Origin of the sequence: Paenibacillus sp. MBLB1832 (genome assembly GCF_032271945.1) — a bacterium.
Taxonomy (GTDB): domain Bacteria; phylum Bacillota; class Bacilli; order Paenibacillales; family NBRC-103111; genus Paenibacillus_E; species Paenibacillus_E roseopurpureus.
Window position 1 is genome coordinate 3,667,760 of record NZ_CP130319.1, and the last position, 18,710, is coordinate 3,686,469.

Consider the following 18,710-nt stretch of genomic DNA (forward strand, 5'->3'; position numbering starts at 1 on the left):
CGTAAAAAAGGACAGCACCCATGAGGGCCACTGTCCTTCGTCTAATTCTATTTCACATTCGCATACTTATTTCCAGCCAAATCCTTGCCTCTAGCCAGCCAAATTTTAAACTCTTCCCCGCGATGATCCGTTTCTTGCAGCACTTTAATATTCGTTGAAAAGTATCTCATCGTGTAACCGCATCTGCGATAGGGACTTGTATTCGCTGCAGCCCCGTGAATAATTCTGGAATCGTGCAGGGAGCATTCTCCTGGTTCTAACTCAAAGTACACGGCTTGGGATTCATCAACCTGTTTGATTTGTGTGTTGAACGTATTGGTTGTACCATCAACATCCTCATACTCGGAGAAACCGTTGCGATGTGTGCCAGGAATGACGCGCATACAGCCATTTTCTTGATTGCTGCGATCCATTGCTAACCATACCGTAATGATTTGATCGAAACCATCCACCCGATTTTTCCAATAGGCCGAATCCTCATGCCACGGTGTTGCGCGTCCTACGAAAGGATCTTTGCAAATAAAATGACTCGACCACAGCGCGATATTTGGCCCAATGAAAGGTTCAACTAAGTCCAACACCTCATCTGATAGCAAAAACTCGAGCAAGCGCTCATCTCGAAAATGCGGAGTATCCAGCTCATCCGATAGCTTGGACCCTTTCTGCGCTAATTGCTCCTCGAAAATTTCATTCAACTTTGCTTGTTTCTCCTTCGAAAATAAAGGCTTCTTATGCAGATGATAACCTTTCTCCTGATACGCTGCGACTTCTTGATTCAGAATTAAACTCATTGTTGTTCGCTCCCTTTGTTATCAAATTAGATTCAATGGACTGGAATAACCTCATGATACGACTTCTTCGCTCCTGAATGCTTATGTCATCTTCTGAAAAAGTACGCTTATTTTCGGGATCTTGAAAGATCCAACCAGATCTGAAAATAAGTTGAATGCTTCTGAACATAGGCAAAGTCGTGTTTGTGGATTTCTTTTATACTTGAAAGTAATTAAAATAGAAGGAGCTGCTATAATGGAGCTGAAAGCGTTTAAATCTTTATGGGAATGGAACGGCAATTGGCAGGGAAAATTGGAAATGATCGCGGAGGTTGGATACTGCGGAGTAGAATACACACCGCCAGCTCAAAAAGCGGATGATCCTGCGTTTCGAAAAGCGCTGGATGCGCACCAATTAGCGTATATCGCGCAGGTTGTCACGCGTGGTCCTGATCACTTCGCTTCCTTTCGCGAACAAGTCCTCCGGGTTGCCGAGCTTGCTCCCGTGCTTATTAATGCGCATAGTGCCGCTGACCGAATGCCGCTGGTTCAACAACTCGAGTTCTTTGGTGCTGCACTTCAATTGGAACAGGAAATTGGTATTCCCATTGCGCATGAGACGCATCGCGGCAGGGCCTTTTTCACACCGTGGCAAACGGCCGAAGTGCTTCGCGCTCTGCCTGAGCTGAAGATAGGCGCAGATTTCAGTCATTGGTGTGCCGCTTGTGAAAGCATGCCGAGTGCTCTCGATGAAGATGTGGTGCTCTCGATGCAGCGCGCGATTCATATTCACGGGCGTGTCGGTTATCCTGAAGGACCGCAAGTCGCGGATCCACGCGCACCTGAATATGCAGAGCATGTAAGCACGTTTATCGGATTATGGCTGACTATTTGCGAGAATCGGCTTGCCGCCGGGGCTACGAGTATGACGTTCACGCCTGAGTTTGGTCCGCCGCCCTACCTGCAGGTTCTGCCTTTCACCAAACAACCTGTCACTGATTTATGGGAAGTTAATCTATGGATGTTCCGTACGTTCCAACAACACTATCAAGATTGGATGTCTTCCAAAAACCGATGAAAACCACACCTAATCGACACCTTAATAAGTCTTACTTTCATGATGATATCCATGTTCAATTACAAAAACATATCCTCACTGAACCCGTTGAGCTGCATTGGCATGAATTTTATGAGCTAGCATTTGTCCTAGAGGGTCAAGGAATGAACTGGGTCAATGGTTTTCCGCAACGTTTGAAGCAAGGAGACATGTTCTTGCTCACACCTGCCGATTTCCATGAAATTGCTCCAGATTCAGGAACCAAGCTGGAATTATACAACCTGATCTTCTCGCAAGCGATGCTGACTGACGACATGGTCAAGCTCTTGTTCTATCAAAATGAAGGTCATTATGCTGCATTTCTAACTGACGATTCCTTTGCGGATGTGCTTTTCCGATTTAACAGTATGATGAAAGAACAACAACTTCATGCTGCAGGCCGAGATATTGCCTTGTCAGGTGATCTCAATCGCCTTCTTCTGGCATGGCAACGGAATCGAGTGCATGAAGATGCGAAAGCTGAGGGCATAGACAAAGAGGAACATCGTTCATTCATTTATCCCTCTCACCCAGGTATTCAGAAATCGCTGATCTACCTTCAGCATCATTTTCGCCAATCCATTACCTTAGAAGATGCCGCTAAACAAGCACACTTATCCCCAAACTATTTCAGCGAACAATTCAAAAAGTCAACTGGCATCTCCTTTCAACTTTATTTACAGGGGCTTCGCCTTCAGTTCGCTCATGCACTACTCCTTACCTCACAATTGCCCGTAACAGAGATCTGCTTGATAAGCGGATTCAATACCTTGACGCATTTTGAGCGCGTATTCCGTTTACACTACGGCATGTCGCCTCGCGAAGCACAAAAGGACAGCGCCCATTAGGGTCGCTGTCCTTTATCGTTATGGCGCTGCATCTCTGTCGACATGTGTTACTTCATATAGACTCGGTACAGCAACACGGCAGCTTCAGCTCTAGTTGTCTCGCCAACAGGACGGAGCTGATTGCCATCTCCCTGTACAATGCCTGATTGGATAAGCGTTTCGATTGGTTTCCTCGCATATGAAGCAACGTCTTTACTATCGATGAACGCATTGAGCGCCGTTGTTCCGGATGAATCTTGGAGCAGTCCTTTCACTATCATGGCTCTCGCTAACAAACTCATCAGGTCCTGACGTGTAATGGGTTGTGAAGGATTAAATACATTGTCGTCATTTCCTTGTGCGATGCCCAGTGACTTGGCAATATGGACAGCTTCGGCGTAATACGCATCGGAGGGCACATCTTTGAAACGGCCTATACCGTCAGCAGATAATCCCAACGTTTTCACAAGAAGAAGGATGAAATCCGCTCTTGTTATCGAGCTGGCTGGACTGAAATGCCCCTCCGAGGTCCCTTCAATAATGCCTTTGGAAGCCATCACTTCGACTTGCGTTTGAGCCCAGCTGTAAGCCGCCAAATCGGCGAAGGACTTGACTTCATAGCCGACCCCATATTTGCTAAAATGTGTTGTGCTAAATGTGACTTCACCTGTTGCCGCATTGTATTTGCCAGATGGAACCTTATTTACCTTGCCTTCTCCATCAATGTACCAAATGGCGATATGCTCAGGATGCTTGAGCTCATCTGGTGTTGGTGTGTATTTGATCGCTACAGTAACGGGCGCCATGTTATTCTTCCACTCAACTTGTTTGCCGTCTAGCATGACCGATAGCTCGATGAGCGGTTTGTCACCAATTTGTTTCTGAATGGAATCCTTTAGTTGGGATTTATCCCCTTGACCGACGACAATACTAACTTTGGCCGCATTACCCAATGATTGGGTTGTTATCATATTGTCAGAAATCGTGACTGTACCCAAAGAAGTTTGAATTTCGAGCTTCTGGTGACCTGTTCCCGCTTGGAACAATTGAGCAGGCAACTCTTGCGAATAGATGCTAGCTCCCGCCATTGGTTTCACTTCAACCACTGCTGTCTTCGTGCCAGAAGCATCAGAAGTTACTTGGCTCATTGCGGTGGAGATCGATGCCGATGTTATGACTGACTTTGCAATATCTCCCGTTACAACAGGCGTAACCTGAATGATGTTTCCTGATGAAGGAGCTGGTGGAGCTGGTGGAGCTGGTGGAGCTGGTGGAGCTGGTGGAGTTGGTGGAGTTGGATCTGTCGGCGTAGGCGTACTGCTGCCAATTGTAATTGTTGCCGTTTTACCAAGGGCGAGCGGTGTTGTAGCCAAATTTTTGTCCACATTCATGAAACGATCCCATGTAATGGATGCATTGCCGCTCGCGCCTTTTTTCACCGAAAATGTTAGTACAGTTAATGCCTTACTGCCATTTTCTACAGCTGCATCTTTTCCCACTTTCGTAAAAGCAAACACTAATTCGCTGCTGTCCGCCGCGGGCGGGACACTGATACCATTCGTCAGCGTTGTTGTCGCGGAAACAAAGGCAAGCTTACTCGTATCATAGGTGAATTTGGACTCGAAAGCATACATGGCCGTTACATTTCCAGTTGCTGTTACAGTAAAGGTTCCTTCTGGCGCAACAGTAGCGTTGCTTGCCGTTAATGTAAACCCAGCATTTTCTTCAGTGTTGGCAAGTACCGTCACGGCCGAACCGAATACTAACATCATAATGATGGTAACGAGACATGTAAAATACTTCATAGTTTTGATCCCCTTTTAAAAAAATAATTTCGTTTAATCCTTAGGTATGATCTTGATATAATCAATGCCTAGCTGATAACCTGTTCCACTCGTACCTGTTACATAAAATTTAAATCTGCGATCGCCAGCAGCTAACTGAACATCATTGGCAATTGTCAATTCGGTGTACTGGGCAGAAGCCGCGTACAAATCTTGCGCAGTTCCTATATTTACGCCGTCAATCGACATTTGAAACTTGCCTCGGGTACTCATTTTTTTGACGCCAACTTTAATATCATACTTTCCATCATGAGACACGTTGGCGAAATAGTTAATATAGTCCCCGACACCATTGCTGTCGAAAATTTGACAAACCCCTCCGCTGCAATTGACATCACTGGAATTGGTCAGCGTTTCTCCTGATGTTGTCCCGAGTGTCATCGATTCTGCCTGATAGACTGCTTGCGGCCAACCGTTCCACAGCTCGAAATTATCCCAATACAGCTGCATGATGCCGCCGTTATTTCGAATGTGGTTGATATACTCCTCGCCGGTGTAGAGCTTCATGGGATTGAAATTAGCGAGACCGACTGGTGATGCATTATGCGTATTGTAAGTCCAATTTTTCACATCAAATAAAATTTGACGGCTTCCTCCACTCGGGGTCGCGGCTACATAAAATCTACCCGTTGATGCATCTCCTTTCTTATAGTAAAACTCCAGCGTGATCCATTGATTATAGGAAACCGTGAACGATTTGGCATCTGCGCGCCAGATTTCAACGCGTGTATTATTTTCCATGTTTTCCGAATTCACACTGAAATACAAAGGTTTATTGGACCCAGCATTTGCATCCTTATTCAAACCGAACGTAATGCGGAATGGGTAGCTGCTGCCCGTCCACGTGGGGTCATTCCAGAATTCTGCTAACGTTAGCCAAGGAATGGCATTGCTGAAGCTCTCCAGCTTCTGCATGTCGGGATGCAGCTTCAGACGCACTTTATAATACATTTCATTTAACGATTGCTGCGGATTTCCTGTTTCATCATAGATACTGGTTTGAATTCTTCCTTTCAAGAAACCAGTGTCTTGGATGGTCGCATTCTTCAACCAATAATGAAGCACTTTATTCCCTGAATAAGCGGGATCTGTGATAATACTCGCATATCGATCTGTCGCCGCTCCCCCTTCATATTGAATTTTAAATGTACCGATCTGCGAGTTGCCTTCCAAATCAGTCACCCAATTGTTCTTGGTCGCGTACGAAGTATCGGTACCCGTTATATCATCATCTTGTGCATCAAGCTGAGAAAGTGTTGAACCGCTTTCAAAACCAGATTGAAAAATGACCGAACCTGGTGTTGCTGCAAAAGCTGTTGATACGCTAATGACCAAGCTCAGCATACCTAGGCACCCCAAAAGCTTTACAACTCTTTTTCCTTGTTTTCTCATTCATCATTCACTCCTTTTAATTGTTAGTATTAGGTTTCTTCTACGACTACCCCCTATGGATGAGTGACCGGGAGAGATGAATCTCTCCCCCAGCCATTTTCTATCTAAAACTTTAGTGCAACTGCGGCAAGATCAACAATATTAATCACGCCATCGTTGTTAATATCACAATTTTTAATTCCTTGCCAATCGGAAGCTGATGATGTTTTGCCATAGTTCTTAGCCACAAGGCCGAGGTCAACAATGTCAATTCCATCAATACCATTCACGTCTTCACGCTCGCGACCATGAACCGAAGTTGTAAAGGTGTCTATTGCTGCTTGAAGTGTAGTTGCTGCTGTCTCAACCTCAGCTTGCGAAGTAGAAGCATTGTTTTTGACAATGACGGCTGCTGCAATCGCTGCACTTAGTACATTTTTGGAACCAGCAGGGTACTGACCCGCATTCGTTCCTTCAACAGCGTTAGCAAGCAATGTTTGTGCAGCCGTGATCATCGCTACTAAAGCTGCTTTATCAAGCGCTGGCAATTGTATGCTCAGCGAACCGCTGACTGTCGTCTTCTTACTAATGGTGTCTGTAATATCAGAAACTGCCGTGATCACCGTTGTACTCGCCGTAGATGAAGGTTTGCTTCTAAATCGAAGGCTCAGCAAATTCTCATTCCCTGTGACGACTCCTTGCTCTCCTAGACTCGCCATCTTAATACGAATTTGTCCTGGCGAAGTTTCCGGGCCGCCAACCATCGTGTAATTCGGCTTTACAGCGGTTGCACTGACAAAATCCAACTTAGTTGCATCGTAGGAGATCTGAATGTCTTGTGCATAAATATTCGGATACATACTTTGAGCGACACCATTCAAGTGATATGTATACGCTACTTCTTCACCAGCACGTATGGTCGCAGCGCCTTCTAGCACGTTGGCAACTGGACTAGCGGTAAGTGTTGTTACTTCAGTAGCGTTTTCACTTTCTATGCCATTCTTAAATGCACTAACCGTGACATAGTAGGTTTTCGCTGTATCAAGACCCGTAATGATAGAGCCATCAGCAAGCGGCGCCGCAACGCTCATCACATTCGTGTATGTATGCGAAGCATCACCATACTTAATGTTGTAGCCTGTAGCACCAGCAACAGCACTGAACTTGACTGTTGCTTGACCGTCGCCTGGTACAACGGAAGTAATCACAGGCTGACTTAACCCACTCAATAACTCAACCTTGAAATCATCGAAATATACAGGCGTAAGTACCGAGAAAATACCGACAGTTCCTTGCGTTAGCGTTGTATCGACAAGGTCATAAGCCAACACATCATCAATATAAAGCTTGATGCGGTTACCTTCAAAGGTTGCCTTCATCGTGTGTTCAAGCAATGCCTTATTCAGTGTAAAGTCATAAGCAATATCCGCTTGGAACGCACCATTCACTTTTCTTCTAAGCATTGCTTTTTCTGTGTTTGCGGTTTTATCATATTTATACTCAGCCACATAGTAAGTTGAAGCAGTATTCACTCTGCCAAGCAAACCTACTTCTTTCGTGATATCATCTGTCGGAAGTGTGAATTTAGTTGAAATTGCATAATTACTCCAATTAGAGCCTTGCGTCAGCCACAGTCGCTCCGGATTACCGATACCCGTTTTGATTTTACCATTTTCCATCACAGGTGAGCCTATTGATAATACCCAATCGCTGACATACTCACCGTCGTTGAAATTGTCGCTGAACATCGTCGTGCTGTTCGCAATCGCTACCTTTTCCGCAGAAAGGGCGCTTGCGCCATTGGCATTTCGACCTTCAATCGCGAAATAATAAGGTGCTTGCGCAACGGGTACGGTTACGACATAGCCTGAAGCCGTGATATTGTCGATCGATTTGGTGTAATTGCCTGAGCTGATGCCATATTTCAGCGTATATGACGTATTCTTCGGATCCGTTGTAAAGTTAATACGGAGCTGATTGCCGTCAGAAATGATGTCTGTAATCGTTGGAACAACAGCATCTGGCACCTTCGGCGCCAAGGATAACTCCCTGGAATTCAAACTTTCACCTGACGGATCAATGGATGAAACAACCATGTAATAGGTCGTATCATTCGTTAAACCCGTAATAACTGGCGTCGTGCTAGTTGTGATATAAGAGTTCGTATACTGACCCGGTGCAGTGCCATACTTCACTTTATAAGCACTCACGCCAGCTACTCCTGAGTACTTCAGGGACAGCTTCCCATTTCCTACGCCAATGGATTGGAAATCCGGCGCATGGACGCTTGCATTTTGCACGAGTACACCATCGAACTTCGCACTGGTTAGATCTGAATAAAGCCCAACAGCACCAGCGGTAAATGTCGAATCTGTCGTCGTTAACTGTTCTACACCATCAACATGAAGTGTTAAATGATTACCTTCAAGTACAGCGCGAAGACGATGTGCCGTTCCTGCTGATAAACTGACATCTTTCTCCACAAGTGTTGTCAATGTGCCTGCTGATTTCTTCTTAATTGCTAGCTTTCCGTTCTTGTAGGAGAAGAGATAGAAATTGTTCTCATCTTGTACGCGACCAAGCAATCCCGTCTCGCCAGCTGCCATATCCTTGATCCAAGCGAAGTAGCTGACATTATCAAAACTGTTCTTGGCATACACAACTCCGTTGCCAGAAGCATTGGTTTGAGTTAATAGCTTTTCATTCTCATCAACAGGCTTGGCGCCTGTCATGTGTGAAACAGGATCCTTCGTATTATACGGAACGATACTATCGTTAACCGCCTGCCAACTGCCGCTTTTAACAATCCAGTTATCCGTCAAACTGCTTGTGGCACCGTCATAGTTAAAGGTATCGTTAAACAATGCTGGTTTCAGATACCCCATTGATATCATACTGTTGATATAGAAGCTTTCCGGTAAGTAGCTCATTGCGATCTCGTATGAAGATTGGGTGAAATAGCCATTAATGACTTTGGCATAATAATCCGATACGCCAACACGTTGCAGTTTCACAATATTGGCCGCCATGGACTCATTGCCTGGTACACTCATGAATCCGAAGTACGACATAATACGCGTATTCTGCAAGCTAGGGTCAATCCCTAGAACCGTGTAGCTTGCGCTTTGTCTGGAACCCTTCGAATCGGTCGCGTCAAACTCATGACCCATGCCGAGCTGCCCCATATAGTCGCCTTCTTGTGCTAAATGCGTCCACGAATTGCGTTGAGAAACATCGTGCAGCTTCAACGGATTTTGGAGGAATTGATCTAAAGTCACCCCTTTAAAAGACCAGTTAGCAGGCTGAATGGTGCTTTGTACTTTAACTGCCTTTTCAGCCAATTTGGCTGCTTCTGTAGAGGCCGTGGAGAAATTCGTAGTTTTCTCGAACGATTCCTTAATTTTGGTTAATCCCTGCGCATTCAACTCATTGATAAAGGCGATATGATCATAATTTTGCAGGATATCCTTCACATTTTCCAAACCCAAAATAAAGGAAGATGTAAAGAAAATCGTGAGATTTGGCTCCCAGTAGTTAACTCCAGTACCATTCCAGGTATTCGGGTCCCCGTTCATGGCAAGGCGATCCCCTGGGCGAAGATTTCCGGACTCATTGTAATCGTTAATCGTGTAGGCTGTACTAATTAATCCCGCTTTGAACAACGTCAGGAGCTTGGATTTCTCTGCATCTGTGAACATACTCATCACTTCTTGATCATTCCACAAGAGTGCGATACTGTAGAGCATCGGAGATTGCCCTCTGCTATCCAGCCCTCCTTGAAGGTTAGGCATGTTCGCTGGCGTTGAAAGCATCTTCTTCACGGTCGACACATACCGATTGATATAGACAGGATCCCGATCACCGGTTACAATTTCTTCGGCAATATTACTGAGCCCTTTCGTATTTTTTAGTTCCACACCAGAACCTTCCGCTGCATCTTTATTGCCAAACGTAATATTTTCCGTATCCGCCATGGCCTTCTGCAAATCAATTTGCCTAGGGGGCAAATACGGATAAACATTACTTGCCGCAGCAATTGCAGCTGTAGCAAGTTCTGTTGTTGCTACATTTCCGATAACATCCTTAATGGCATTCGCGTTGATGCGAAGCTTATTGTTGCTACCCGCTATAGGTTGGGTAAGAATTAAAGTAAGCGTGCTTCCGCTTAGAATCACACGATCTGAATTGCCAAGTGCACTATAGCTTGTGCCTCCATTGGAAGAAAGCATAATGGCTTGCTTCAGCGCAGCTTCATCCGCACCGTTATTGACCACATTTTCACTGAAAACAACAACAATTTTCTTGTTAAAATTGGATGGGAACGCTGCCTGAATTTCTGGCGCGCTTGTATCCGCAATCACGGGATCAGACGTGTATGGAGTGGAAACCACATTACCCGCTGCATCTTTCAAGGTGTTTGCCGCTACGCGAAGTTGATTCAGACTGCCTGTTAGTTGCGCAGCTCGCGTGACTTTGAGCGTGCCGCCCGTAACTACTACGGTGTCCCCGCCTGCCAATGCCAAGAAGTTCGTGCCATCTGTGGAGAACGTAACCGCTGCTTTCAAATCAGTAGAATTCGCCATATTCGAGAGCAAGCCTTCATTCGCTGACACTGTAAATTGCTTGCTGGTCGCATCGGTTTGCAGCACCGAATTGAGCACCGGTGCCACGTCATCATAGGACAGGGCATTCGTCGTGACAGTGGTTGTTAGGATATTTTGCCCGTCATCTTGCAACGTGTTGGCATTAATCTTGACCTTCGCGCCAGATAGGCTCAACCGATTAGCAAGTGTAATGGTTAGCTTCGTACCATTCAGAGTGACTTGATCACTGCTGTCTAGAGCAGAGAACGTATTCCCATCTCTAGCTAATGTAATCGCAGCTTTCAAAGTACTCGCGCCCGCTGTCGCATTGTTCAATCGTTCGTTAAAATTGAGTTCGATCGTCTTATTCTCATTGCTTACTGTACTATCCGAATAAGCAGGTGGAATGGTATCATAGTTCAGAACCAATTGCGGGGCATTCGCGCCGCTTTCTTTGGCATTCACCGTGCGGTTAGGTGAACTATTCCCCAAGAGTACGAAGGATGCCGTGCCATCTGCCAGTTTCTGTTGCTGCACATAGGAAGTAACATCCCATTCATACCAACCGTTGGCTCCGCCTACACTCGTTGTGCTAATCGCGGTCCCATAGGCAGGTTGGTTCGTATACGTGAGTCCTGCTTCCGTCCAGTTATCGCCAACCGCATAAAGCGTTAACGTCTCCGCTGTGGCTCCCGCGTCGGCAAAGTTCAAGCGTACTTTCGCCGAGTTGAAAATGCCAGCAGTTCCAACCGCATATTTCAAGAAGATGCGTCGATTAAAGGTAGATCCGCCTTCTTTTAGCACCATCGTTGATTCTGTACCGTAGTTAGTTCCAACATTGAGGGCAGCACTGTCTACTCTCGCATCTTCAGAGACGATAATCGTTCTGGCATTCTCCAGACCGCCCAAAATCGCAGTTACCGTGTCGACCGCCGTTACGGTTCCACTGCTTGTTGATTTCAGCGCGCCAGACGCTACTTTCACTTTATTTTGTAATCCGGTTAGGGCTTGATTCAATGTAATAAATAGTTGATTACCATTAATGGAAACACTATCTCCAGATTGCAGTGCCCCATAGGTAGTTCCGCCATTGAGTGATAGCGTGATACTATCTTTCAGTTGAAGTGCTGTGCCCGTCATGCTGATGGGCTTATCGTAAGTGAGTGTAATGCTTTTGCCATCACTACCGACCACAGCCGTGGTAAACGCAGGTGCGCTCACATCTTGCTGTCCAATAAGCGCTTCCGTTATGACCGGAGTCGAAAGGACATTGCCAGCAGCATCTTTTAATGACGCCCCTGCAACTTTAATCTTATTCGTGGATCCGCTTAGTGCTTGCTCTAATTGAATTTGAATCCCGCTGCCGCTAAGGGTTGCCGAATCGTTCACACCTAGGGGTGAGAAGTCAACGCCATTTGTCGCCAGATACACATTATCCTTAATGGTACCTGCTGCATTAAGCACGAGAGACTCATTAAAGTTAACTGAGATTCCTTTGTAATCGGGACTGACGGTTGACGCTTGATAGGCTGGCGGTACATCGTCAGTTGTGTATTCGAGATAAGGTCTTAGTGCATTATTCGTCGTATAGTCTTTGCTATAAATATCTCTTGAAGTCGTAGAAGTACTCGACAACATGATCGTTGCTTTTCCAACGGACTTTTGTGTTTTAATAAACGTTGTGAGATCAATTTCGTAGAAGCCTGCCGTCTCGCCAAGCGTGATCGTCCCTAATTTGGCAGGATTATAACTTGGTTTCGTGTTCCATGTTACCGTTGTCTCATCCCACGTGTTATTCGCCTCATAAACATTCACTGTCACTGTAGAGCCCGCTAACGCTTTTGCATATATTTTGACTTTTGCATTGGTAATCGCATTGGCATTTGGCAAAGTGGCCAAATCGAATCTCATGAATATTCTTCGTGTAAAAGGCGTCGTTGTTGCCGTATTGCTATCTTCTTTCAAAGGAAGGATCGTTGCCGAGTTATAATTTGTACCTTGGTTTGTCGTTCCTCCACTGCCGCCATCTACATAGGCGTCTGCTTCGGCCACAACCGAATTGGTTGCAGCATGTGCCGTCTGCGGTTGAATCAACACTGGACCGTTTAATATAGCGAGCGTCAAGCTGCCTACTAATACTTTGCTTAGAAGTTTTTTCCACTTGAAGGATTTCAATTGGCTCCATCCTTTCATACTTTATTGATTCCCCACTTCATAAATGATTGCGCTTTCATTTGATGTTATAAAGTAAATTGCTCCGTTGTCATATCGCAATTCGGAAAGTGAAGACCTGCGGCCTCCACTTTCCTTGTTCTCTTTTTCCAACCAACGATCCTACTTCTTACCGTTCGCGTTGTACCAATCCGTCGCTTGCTTCACCAGATCGTTACCGCCACGCGTTTTCCAATTTTTCACGAATTCATCAAAATAGTCAACGGGTTGGTTACCCAATACAATCTTCGCTGCTGTTTCAATGAACATGGTACCAGGAACACCAAACTCACCGATTTCTGGTTGTGTAGACTTAAATGTTGGAGCTCCTAACAAGACGTTAGGTTGTCCTTCTTTTTTACCTACTGTAAAGAATTCTTCCAATTTCGCTACTGCATCTGCGCCTAGTTGAACTTTCTTCAACTCTGGATTCCAACCTGCAAGGTTAAACGTTAAGCTTCTCCAAAGGATGGATTTATCGTCCGTATCTTTTTGTTTGTTATACGTAATTTTACCTGCTCCATCTTTGGTGAACGTATTGCCAGGAACACCGAAGTTAATGAACTCTTGTCCTTCTTGTGTCACTAACCAATCAAAGAATTTAACAATCGCTGCAGGATCTTTCGCTTTTTTGGTAATCGAGAATGTTTTGTTGTATGCAGAAATTCCGAATCCAGCATATTCAACGCCAGGCGCTTTAGGAGAAAGAAGCGGAGCTACAATGGCACCTTTGCCAGGAAGCGCTTTGTTTAATTTATCCTGCCAATCCCATGCAAGGCTAGGATCGTGAACCCATACGCCGACTTGGTCATTCTGAATCTTTTGTTCCCATGTATTACGTTTATTCGTCATGAACTCGCTATCTAATAATTTCTCATCATTTAGCTTTCTGAGATAAGCAAGCGCTTGCTTCATTTGTGGACTTGTGTTGGAAGGAACAATTTCACCGTTAATTAATTTACCGCCGAACTCGTTAGCGCCAAACATGCCAAGCACGGTATCTAGCCATGTGAAGTTTTCTCGGCCTGACAATGGAATTTCATCTTTTTTCCCGTTGCCATTCGGATCCTTATCACGGAATGCGATCAACATATTCATAAATTCTTCCGGTGTTTTCGGTGCTTCCTTAATGCCGACTTTATCCATCCAATCCTTACGTACAAAGAACATCCGGTTAACAGGTGAATCTCCGTTAGCAGATTCTGGTATTGCATAGATTTTCCCGCCACGTGTTACGCCATCCCACGCTGCTTTCGGAATGACCTTTTTCAAGTTTGGTCCGTATTTATCCAGATACTCATCTAGTGCAACCAGCTGATTATTAGCGAACAAATCGCCATTAACACCATAATCTTGAATGGCATCTGGTAATTCACCGCTCGCAAATTTAACTTTCTTAAGCTGGTCAGCCTGTGCATGAGGTAAGAATGTGATATCTAGGATCGTGTTCGTTTTCTCAGCCATATATTTAATTGTCGGGTCATCCATCGGATTCCCGCCTGGAACAGGCTGATTGTTGTCCGTCGAAAGCAAGCTGAATTTGACTGGTGCTTTAGGTGCTTCCGTGGCTTTCGCGCTTGTGGCTGGACTTGCTGTCGAGCCGCTTTCTGTTGCTTTGGTGCCACATGCAGCAAGTACACTTACCATCGATACAGCTACAGCTAAGCTAACCCATTTTTTTGTTGAAGTCATTCAATATTTCCTCCCTTTTTGTATACATCGCTGATTTCATTATATATGAAGACTTGAGGAAAATGCCGAAACCGTGCACGATACAACATTTTCCAACTGTCGACATAACGACTTATTCTTTCACAGAGCCAAGTGTGGCTCCTTTCACGAAATGCTTCTGTAAGAACGGATACAGAATCACAATTGGTGTTGTAGCGAGCACAATGGTCGCCATTTCAAGCGCCTTAGGAAGAAGCTTGCCTCCTGTATCACCAGCAACCGCTGCCGCAATATCGTTGGAGCTGCCTGCGGCGATTAAGAAGTAGATATACATTTGCAAGGTCTGAAGATGCCGATCGTTAATGTACAGAAGTGGGGCAAAGTAACTGTTCCAATGCCCAACGGCATAGAACAGAAGCAAAGTCACCATGATCGGCTTGGATAATGGAACGACAATTTGCCAAACAATGCGATAGTCATTCATCCCATCCACTTTTGCAGCATCGAAGAGCTCCTCGGGTAAATTGCGGAAGAACGTAATACACAGAATCATGTTGAATGCGCTAATCGCGCCAGGCACAATTAAAGCCCACATGGAATTGATCAAATGCAGCTCTTTGACGACCAAATACGTAGGAATCAGAGGCGCCTGGAAGACCAGTGTAAAAATAATGAACAGCATAATGCCCCTGCGGCCTCGTAAATACGATTTGGACAGTGGATATGACCCGACAATGGTGAGAACCATATTAAGGGTCGTGGCAATGACGACAACTTTCACCGTCATCCAGCCTGCTCGCCAGAAGGAGTCGTTCGCTGCCACATATTTGAATTGCTGCAGTGTTGGCTCCACAGGCCAGAAGGAAACTCTGGATTGAATGAGCGCGTTATTGGAAGAGAATGAGCCTGCCACAACGTGTAGAAGCGGCAGCAACGCGAGAAGACTCATGATCACCAGCAGTGTGATATTGAAGGCATCGAATGATTTCTCGCCCATAGATCGTTTGATTTTCATTAGAAGCCTCCTAGAATAAACTTTCACCTGTTGTTGATTTACTTATTTTATTCGCGCCAACCAGCAGCACGAAGCCAATCACCGATTTGAATAATCCGATCGCCGTTGTAATGGAGAACTGTCCATTCATGATACCTAAGCGGTAGGCGTAAGTGTCTAGAATCTCTCCGACTTCGTACGTTATCGGGCTTAAGAAGATATACACCTGTTCGAAACCAACATCCATGACATTCCCTATTTTCAATAGCAGGAGAATCGTGATGGCTGGCAGCAACCCGGGTAGCGTTACGTACTGGAACTGCTTCCAACGTCCTGCGCCATCCATTTTCGCCGCTTCGTACAGGGAAGGACTAATGCCCGATAAGGCAGCCAAGAAGATAATCGTGCTCCATCCCATCTCTTTCCAAATACCAGCTGATACGACTACACTTCGGAAAGCCGAAGGTGATTGAAGGAAATCGAAGGTCGGCAAGCCCAAGCCTTTGAACATGTCATTCACGAGACCACTTTGCTCTGAAAGCATCATGTAGGCCAACCCATATACGAGCGTCCAGGATAAAAAGTGCGGCAAGTACAGCACCGTTTGAACCGACCGCTTCAAGGCCATTTGGCGAACTTCGTTCAAAAGACAAGCTAGAATAATTGGCGCTGGAAAAGAAAATACTATCTGGTAAAGACTGATCAATAACGTATTCTTGACCAAGCGAACATATTGCGGATTCGTATACATGAGTTCAAACCATTGGAATCCAACCCATTTACTTTTGATAAAACCATCAAAGATATTGTAGTCCTTGAAGGCGATTATACTGCCCAGCAACGGTACATATTTGAATGTGATAAAATAAAGAAATACGGGAATCAACATGACATATAATGCGTTGTTTTTTCTGACAAATCCGATAAAACTCAGCTCTCCCGATCTGTGCTTCCTGGCTGCAGCTGGCTGAATCGGTTGGACCGATGTCACTCCTATCGTCTCTTCATTCATGGGTCCCACTCCTTCTCTCTTTATACTCCAATTATATAAACCTTCGTTTCGCGGTCCTAGTAGGGAATCTTTCGAAGTTCATGGTAATCTTCTGTTCTTTTGTCAGGTTTCGACACGATAGGTGATCTGTCCGTCATCCAAGCTAGACATAACCATCGGCACGGTGCCTTGTTCCCAATCAGCGAACAACAGAATAGGGACTTGGAGGGAGCCTCGGACTGGGGCAAAAGACTTCGTCCCAACCACCGCATCGTACACGAAGCCTGCAGCTGCATCCAAATACCCGAACACCGCTACACCTCTCGGGTAGAAGCTCAAGCTGTTGCCATAAAAGGTCTCGAAGAACAACGCGATCTGCTGCGAGTTCGTCGTGGTTTGCCAGCTCCAGTAGTTTTCTGCGAGATGCAAAAGATCAAGTCCGCGATATGCCGCAGCAATGTCTCTGAGCATATTCATCGATATCCAACCAACCTTGCGGGAATGACTTGCCAGCCCTGGGATGAAAATACTCTTGTCCTGCATATCAATATAGCTAGTGTGGCGGCAGCCATAGCGACCTAGGGTCTTATCCGTAGCCGTTGCCATATCACGACGGAGTCTATCATTGCGCAAGCCAGTTTGATGCCCAACCATATCGAGTAGTGACAAACCGTTAGGCGTATAAACATGATAAGCATCCCACCCTAGCAGCTCACCTGTTTGCGGTTCGCCTGTCCATGGATCAACGGTGCCATCCATCGTTCGCGATAACGTCACGGCATAATGATCGTCCAGCCAGCCCTGTTCCTCAATGGTCGCGAGTGCAGCTTGAGTGAAATGATCATACGCCTGCAGCTCCAGCTCGCCCACATGCTGCAAAATGTGAATACCTGCCTGAATCGCAGCCAGCGATTTTACGCCTAAGTAAACTTGCTCCGAGCCATACTGAATAGCTGGGGAGGCATCGTCTACCGTATTGGCGCATCCTTTGTCGGGAATGCCATTGCCCGTCGTATCACATCGAACGATAAAATCCATTAATTGGCGGATAAATTGGGCGTGCTGCTTGATCGTAGCGTCTCTTCCTGTTCGTCTCCAATGGGTATAGGCAAGCAGGATGTAATTCGTGCTTTCTTCGACTTCCATCTCATGGTGGTAATACTGCTTCGTGCTATCCCCAAATACACCCATATCGTGTGATAAAAACAGCGTACCCTCTCCACTTTCACCCAGCACTCGCTGACCATCCTTACCGAAAAACGGCCATTCATTTAGTTCAAGCTCCAGCAACTCTGGCCAGAAGGCCAAGTAGAAAGGCCCTTGCGTGTATTCCACATCCACCGTGGAGTGGAAATAACAATTCCCCTCCCACACAGTGAACCAGTCTTGACCGTTGTCTCGCACAACCCACCATGTATTCATTAACCACGCGTGCAAGGTTTGTGCCAGTAATTTGGAAGTGGTGTCGCCCAGTGTGTGATTGGATAAAATGTGATCCACCTTGCTTGAGTTTTCTTTCACGGCATTGGCATGCTGGATGGACCAGTCCACAACTTGCTCGATATTCTTAAAGCTCTGCGTGTATTTGAATGGGCTGCGTTTGCCTAGAACATTAAGCAGCGGTTGATCCCATACGCACCAAGCGAGTGAAAGCGTCGTTCCTTCATTCCCTTTATGGAGCGAGAACGGTGCGGTTACACAAGCCCCATCCCACTCACCAGATAAAATGGCAATGCGGTCCTTACAGGCAATCGTCTCTTCGTTCGATCGAATCGCTTGGCGGTGATCGTCTTCTTCGAACGGACGTAGAATCACGGAATTATACGTCGCTTCGATATGACCTGTTGGTTCATGGATATGGAAGTCGAAACCTTTGCCCGAAAAGCCTAGAAACAGCTTGCCCTCGACGATTTCATCGTACTGTGCAGTCCAGCGGAACGAGGAGGGTAAGCGTTTCACCTCTAAATCCAAGTACACAACCGGTACGGTGCTGAAGAAATTATCCCTTGGTCGAAAAGGAATGCGTGCCGTCAATTTCACATGAATTCCCGTCGTAGGATCAATGCCGCTTAACGACATCGTCGTTGCTGTGATTTCTTGATCCATAAATTCAAAGGATCGTTCTTCCCCTGCGAGCGGCAGTGTGAGAATGCGGTCTCCCAGATCAATCCCCGCATGAAGCTGAAGCGGCAAGCCTGGATGGTTGCCGTGCCTTACTAGATAGGCTTGGTGATTTGCTGGATCCCAGGCAAGTCCTAGCCGTGATCCCAGCACAGTTAATGCGTCTCCCATTAATTGCAATGTTCATTCCTCCTGAAGATGGCATGTGTCGAGTTATACATTAATTATAGG

At 45.8% G+C, this 18,710-nt stretch carries 10 protein-coding genes; 2 read left to right on the forward strand and 8 right to left on the reverse strand.

The window, feature by feature from the left end; translation table 11 throughout:
- Positions 1-47: 47 nt before the first annotated feature.
- Positions 48-791, reverse strand: coding sequence for a phytanoyl-CoA dioxygenase family protein (locus tag MJB10_RS16620; RefSeq protein WP_314796443.1), 744 nt, complete (start codon positions 789-791; stop codon positions 48-50).
- 235 nt (positions 792-1,026) lie between these two features.
- Between MJB10_RS16620 and MJB10_RS16625 the strand changes: the two genes are divergently transcribed.
- Together MJB10_RS16625 and MJB10_RS16630 are read left to right on the forward strand one after the other, a co-directional pair.
- Positions 1,027-1,848: a sugar phosphate isomerase/epimerase family protein gene (locus MJB10_RS16625; RefSeq protein ID WP_314796445.1), complete on the forward strand. Its 822-nt coding sequence runs from the start codon at positions 1,027-1,029 to the stop codon at positions 1,846-1,848.
- Positions 1,788-2,714 (forward strand): helix-turn-helix transcriptional regulator, encoded by a 927-nt coding sequence (locus MJB10_RS16630; protein ID WP_314796447.1) that lies wholly within the window; start codon positions 1,788-1,790, stop codon positions 2,712-2,714. The genes MJB10_RS16625 and MJB10_RS16630 overlap by 61 nt, the downstream gene beginning before the upstream one ends.
- A 47-nt stretch (positions 2,715-2,761) precedes the next feature.
- On the opposite strand, the gene MJB10_RS16635 is transcribed toward MJB10_RS16630, so the two are convergent.
- From MJB10_RS16635 to MJB10_RS16665, 7 genes are all read right to left on the reverse strand, one after another.
- A complete protein-coding gene (locus tag MJB10_RS16635) occupies positions 2,762-4,498 on the reverse strand; it encodes an S-layer homology domain-containing protein (protein WP_314796449.1) in 1,737 nt (578 codons plus the stop codon).
- Positions 4,499-4,531: 33 nt separating this feature from the next.
- Complete coding sequence (locus tag MJB10_RS16640; protein ID WP_314796452.1) at positions 4,532-5,929, reverse strand: carbohydrate-binding protein; 1,398 nt, start codon at positions 5,927-5,929, stop codon at positions 4,532-4,534.
- A gap of 104 nt (positions 5,930-6,033) precedes the next feature.
- The gene (locus MJB10_RS16645) at positions 6,034-12,666 is read right to left on the reverse strand and encodes a CBM96 family carbohydrate-binding protein (RefSeq protein ID WP_314796454.1); all 6,633 of its coding nucleotides are present in this window, start codon (positions 12,664-12,666) and stop codon (positions 6,034-6,036) included.
- 159 nt (positions 12,667-12,825) lie between these two features.
- The gene (locus tag MJB10_RS16650; protein ID WP_314796456.1) at positions 12,826-14,394 is read right to left on the reverse strand and encodes a type 2 periplasmic-binding domain-containing protein; all 1,569 of its coding nucleotides are present in this window, start codon (positions 14,392-14,394) and stop codon (positions 12,826-12,828) included.
- Positions 14,395-14,506: 112 nt separating this feature from the next.
- Positions 14,507-15,388, reverse strand: coding sequence for a carbohydrate ABC transporter permease (locus tag MJB10_RS16655; RefSeq protein ID WP_314796459.1), 882 nt, complete (start codon positions 15,386-15,388; stop codon positions 14,507-14,509).
- 10 nt (positions 15,389-15,398) lie between these two features.
- Positions 15,399-16,379 (reverse strand): ABC transporter permease, encoded by a 981-nt coding sequence (locus tag MJB10_RS16660; protein ID WP_314796461.1) that lies wholly within the window; start codon positions 16,377-16,379, stop codon positions 15,399-15,401.
- 102 nt (positions 16,380-16,481) lie between these two features.
- Positions 16,482-18,650, reverse strand: a complete 2,169-nt coding sequence (locus MJB10_RS16665) for a glycoside hydrolase family 52 protein (protein ID WP_314805692.1) — start codon at positions 18,648-18,650, stop codon at positions 16,482-16,484.
- Positions 18,651-18,710 lie beyond the last annotated feature (60 nt).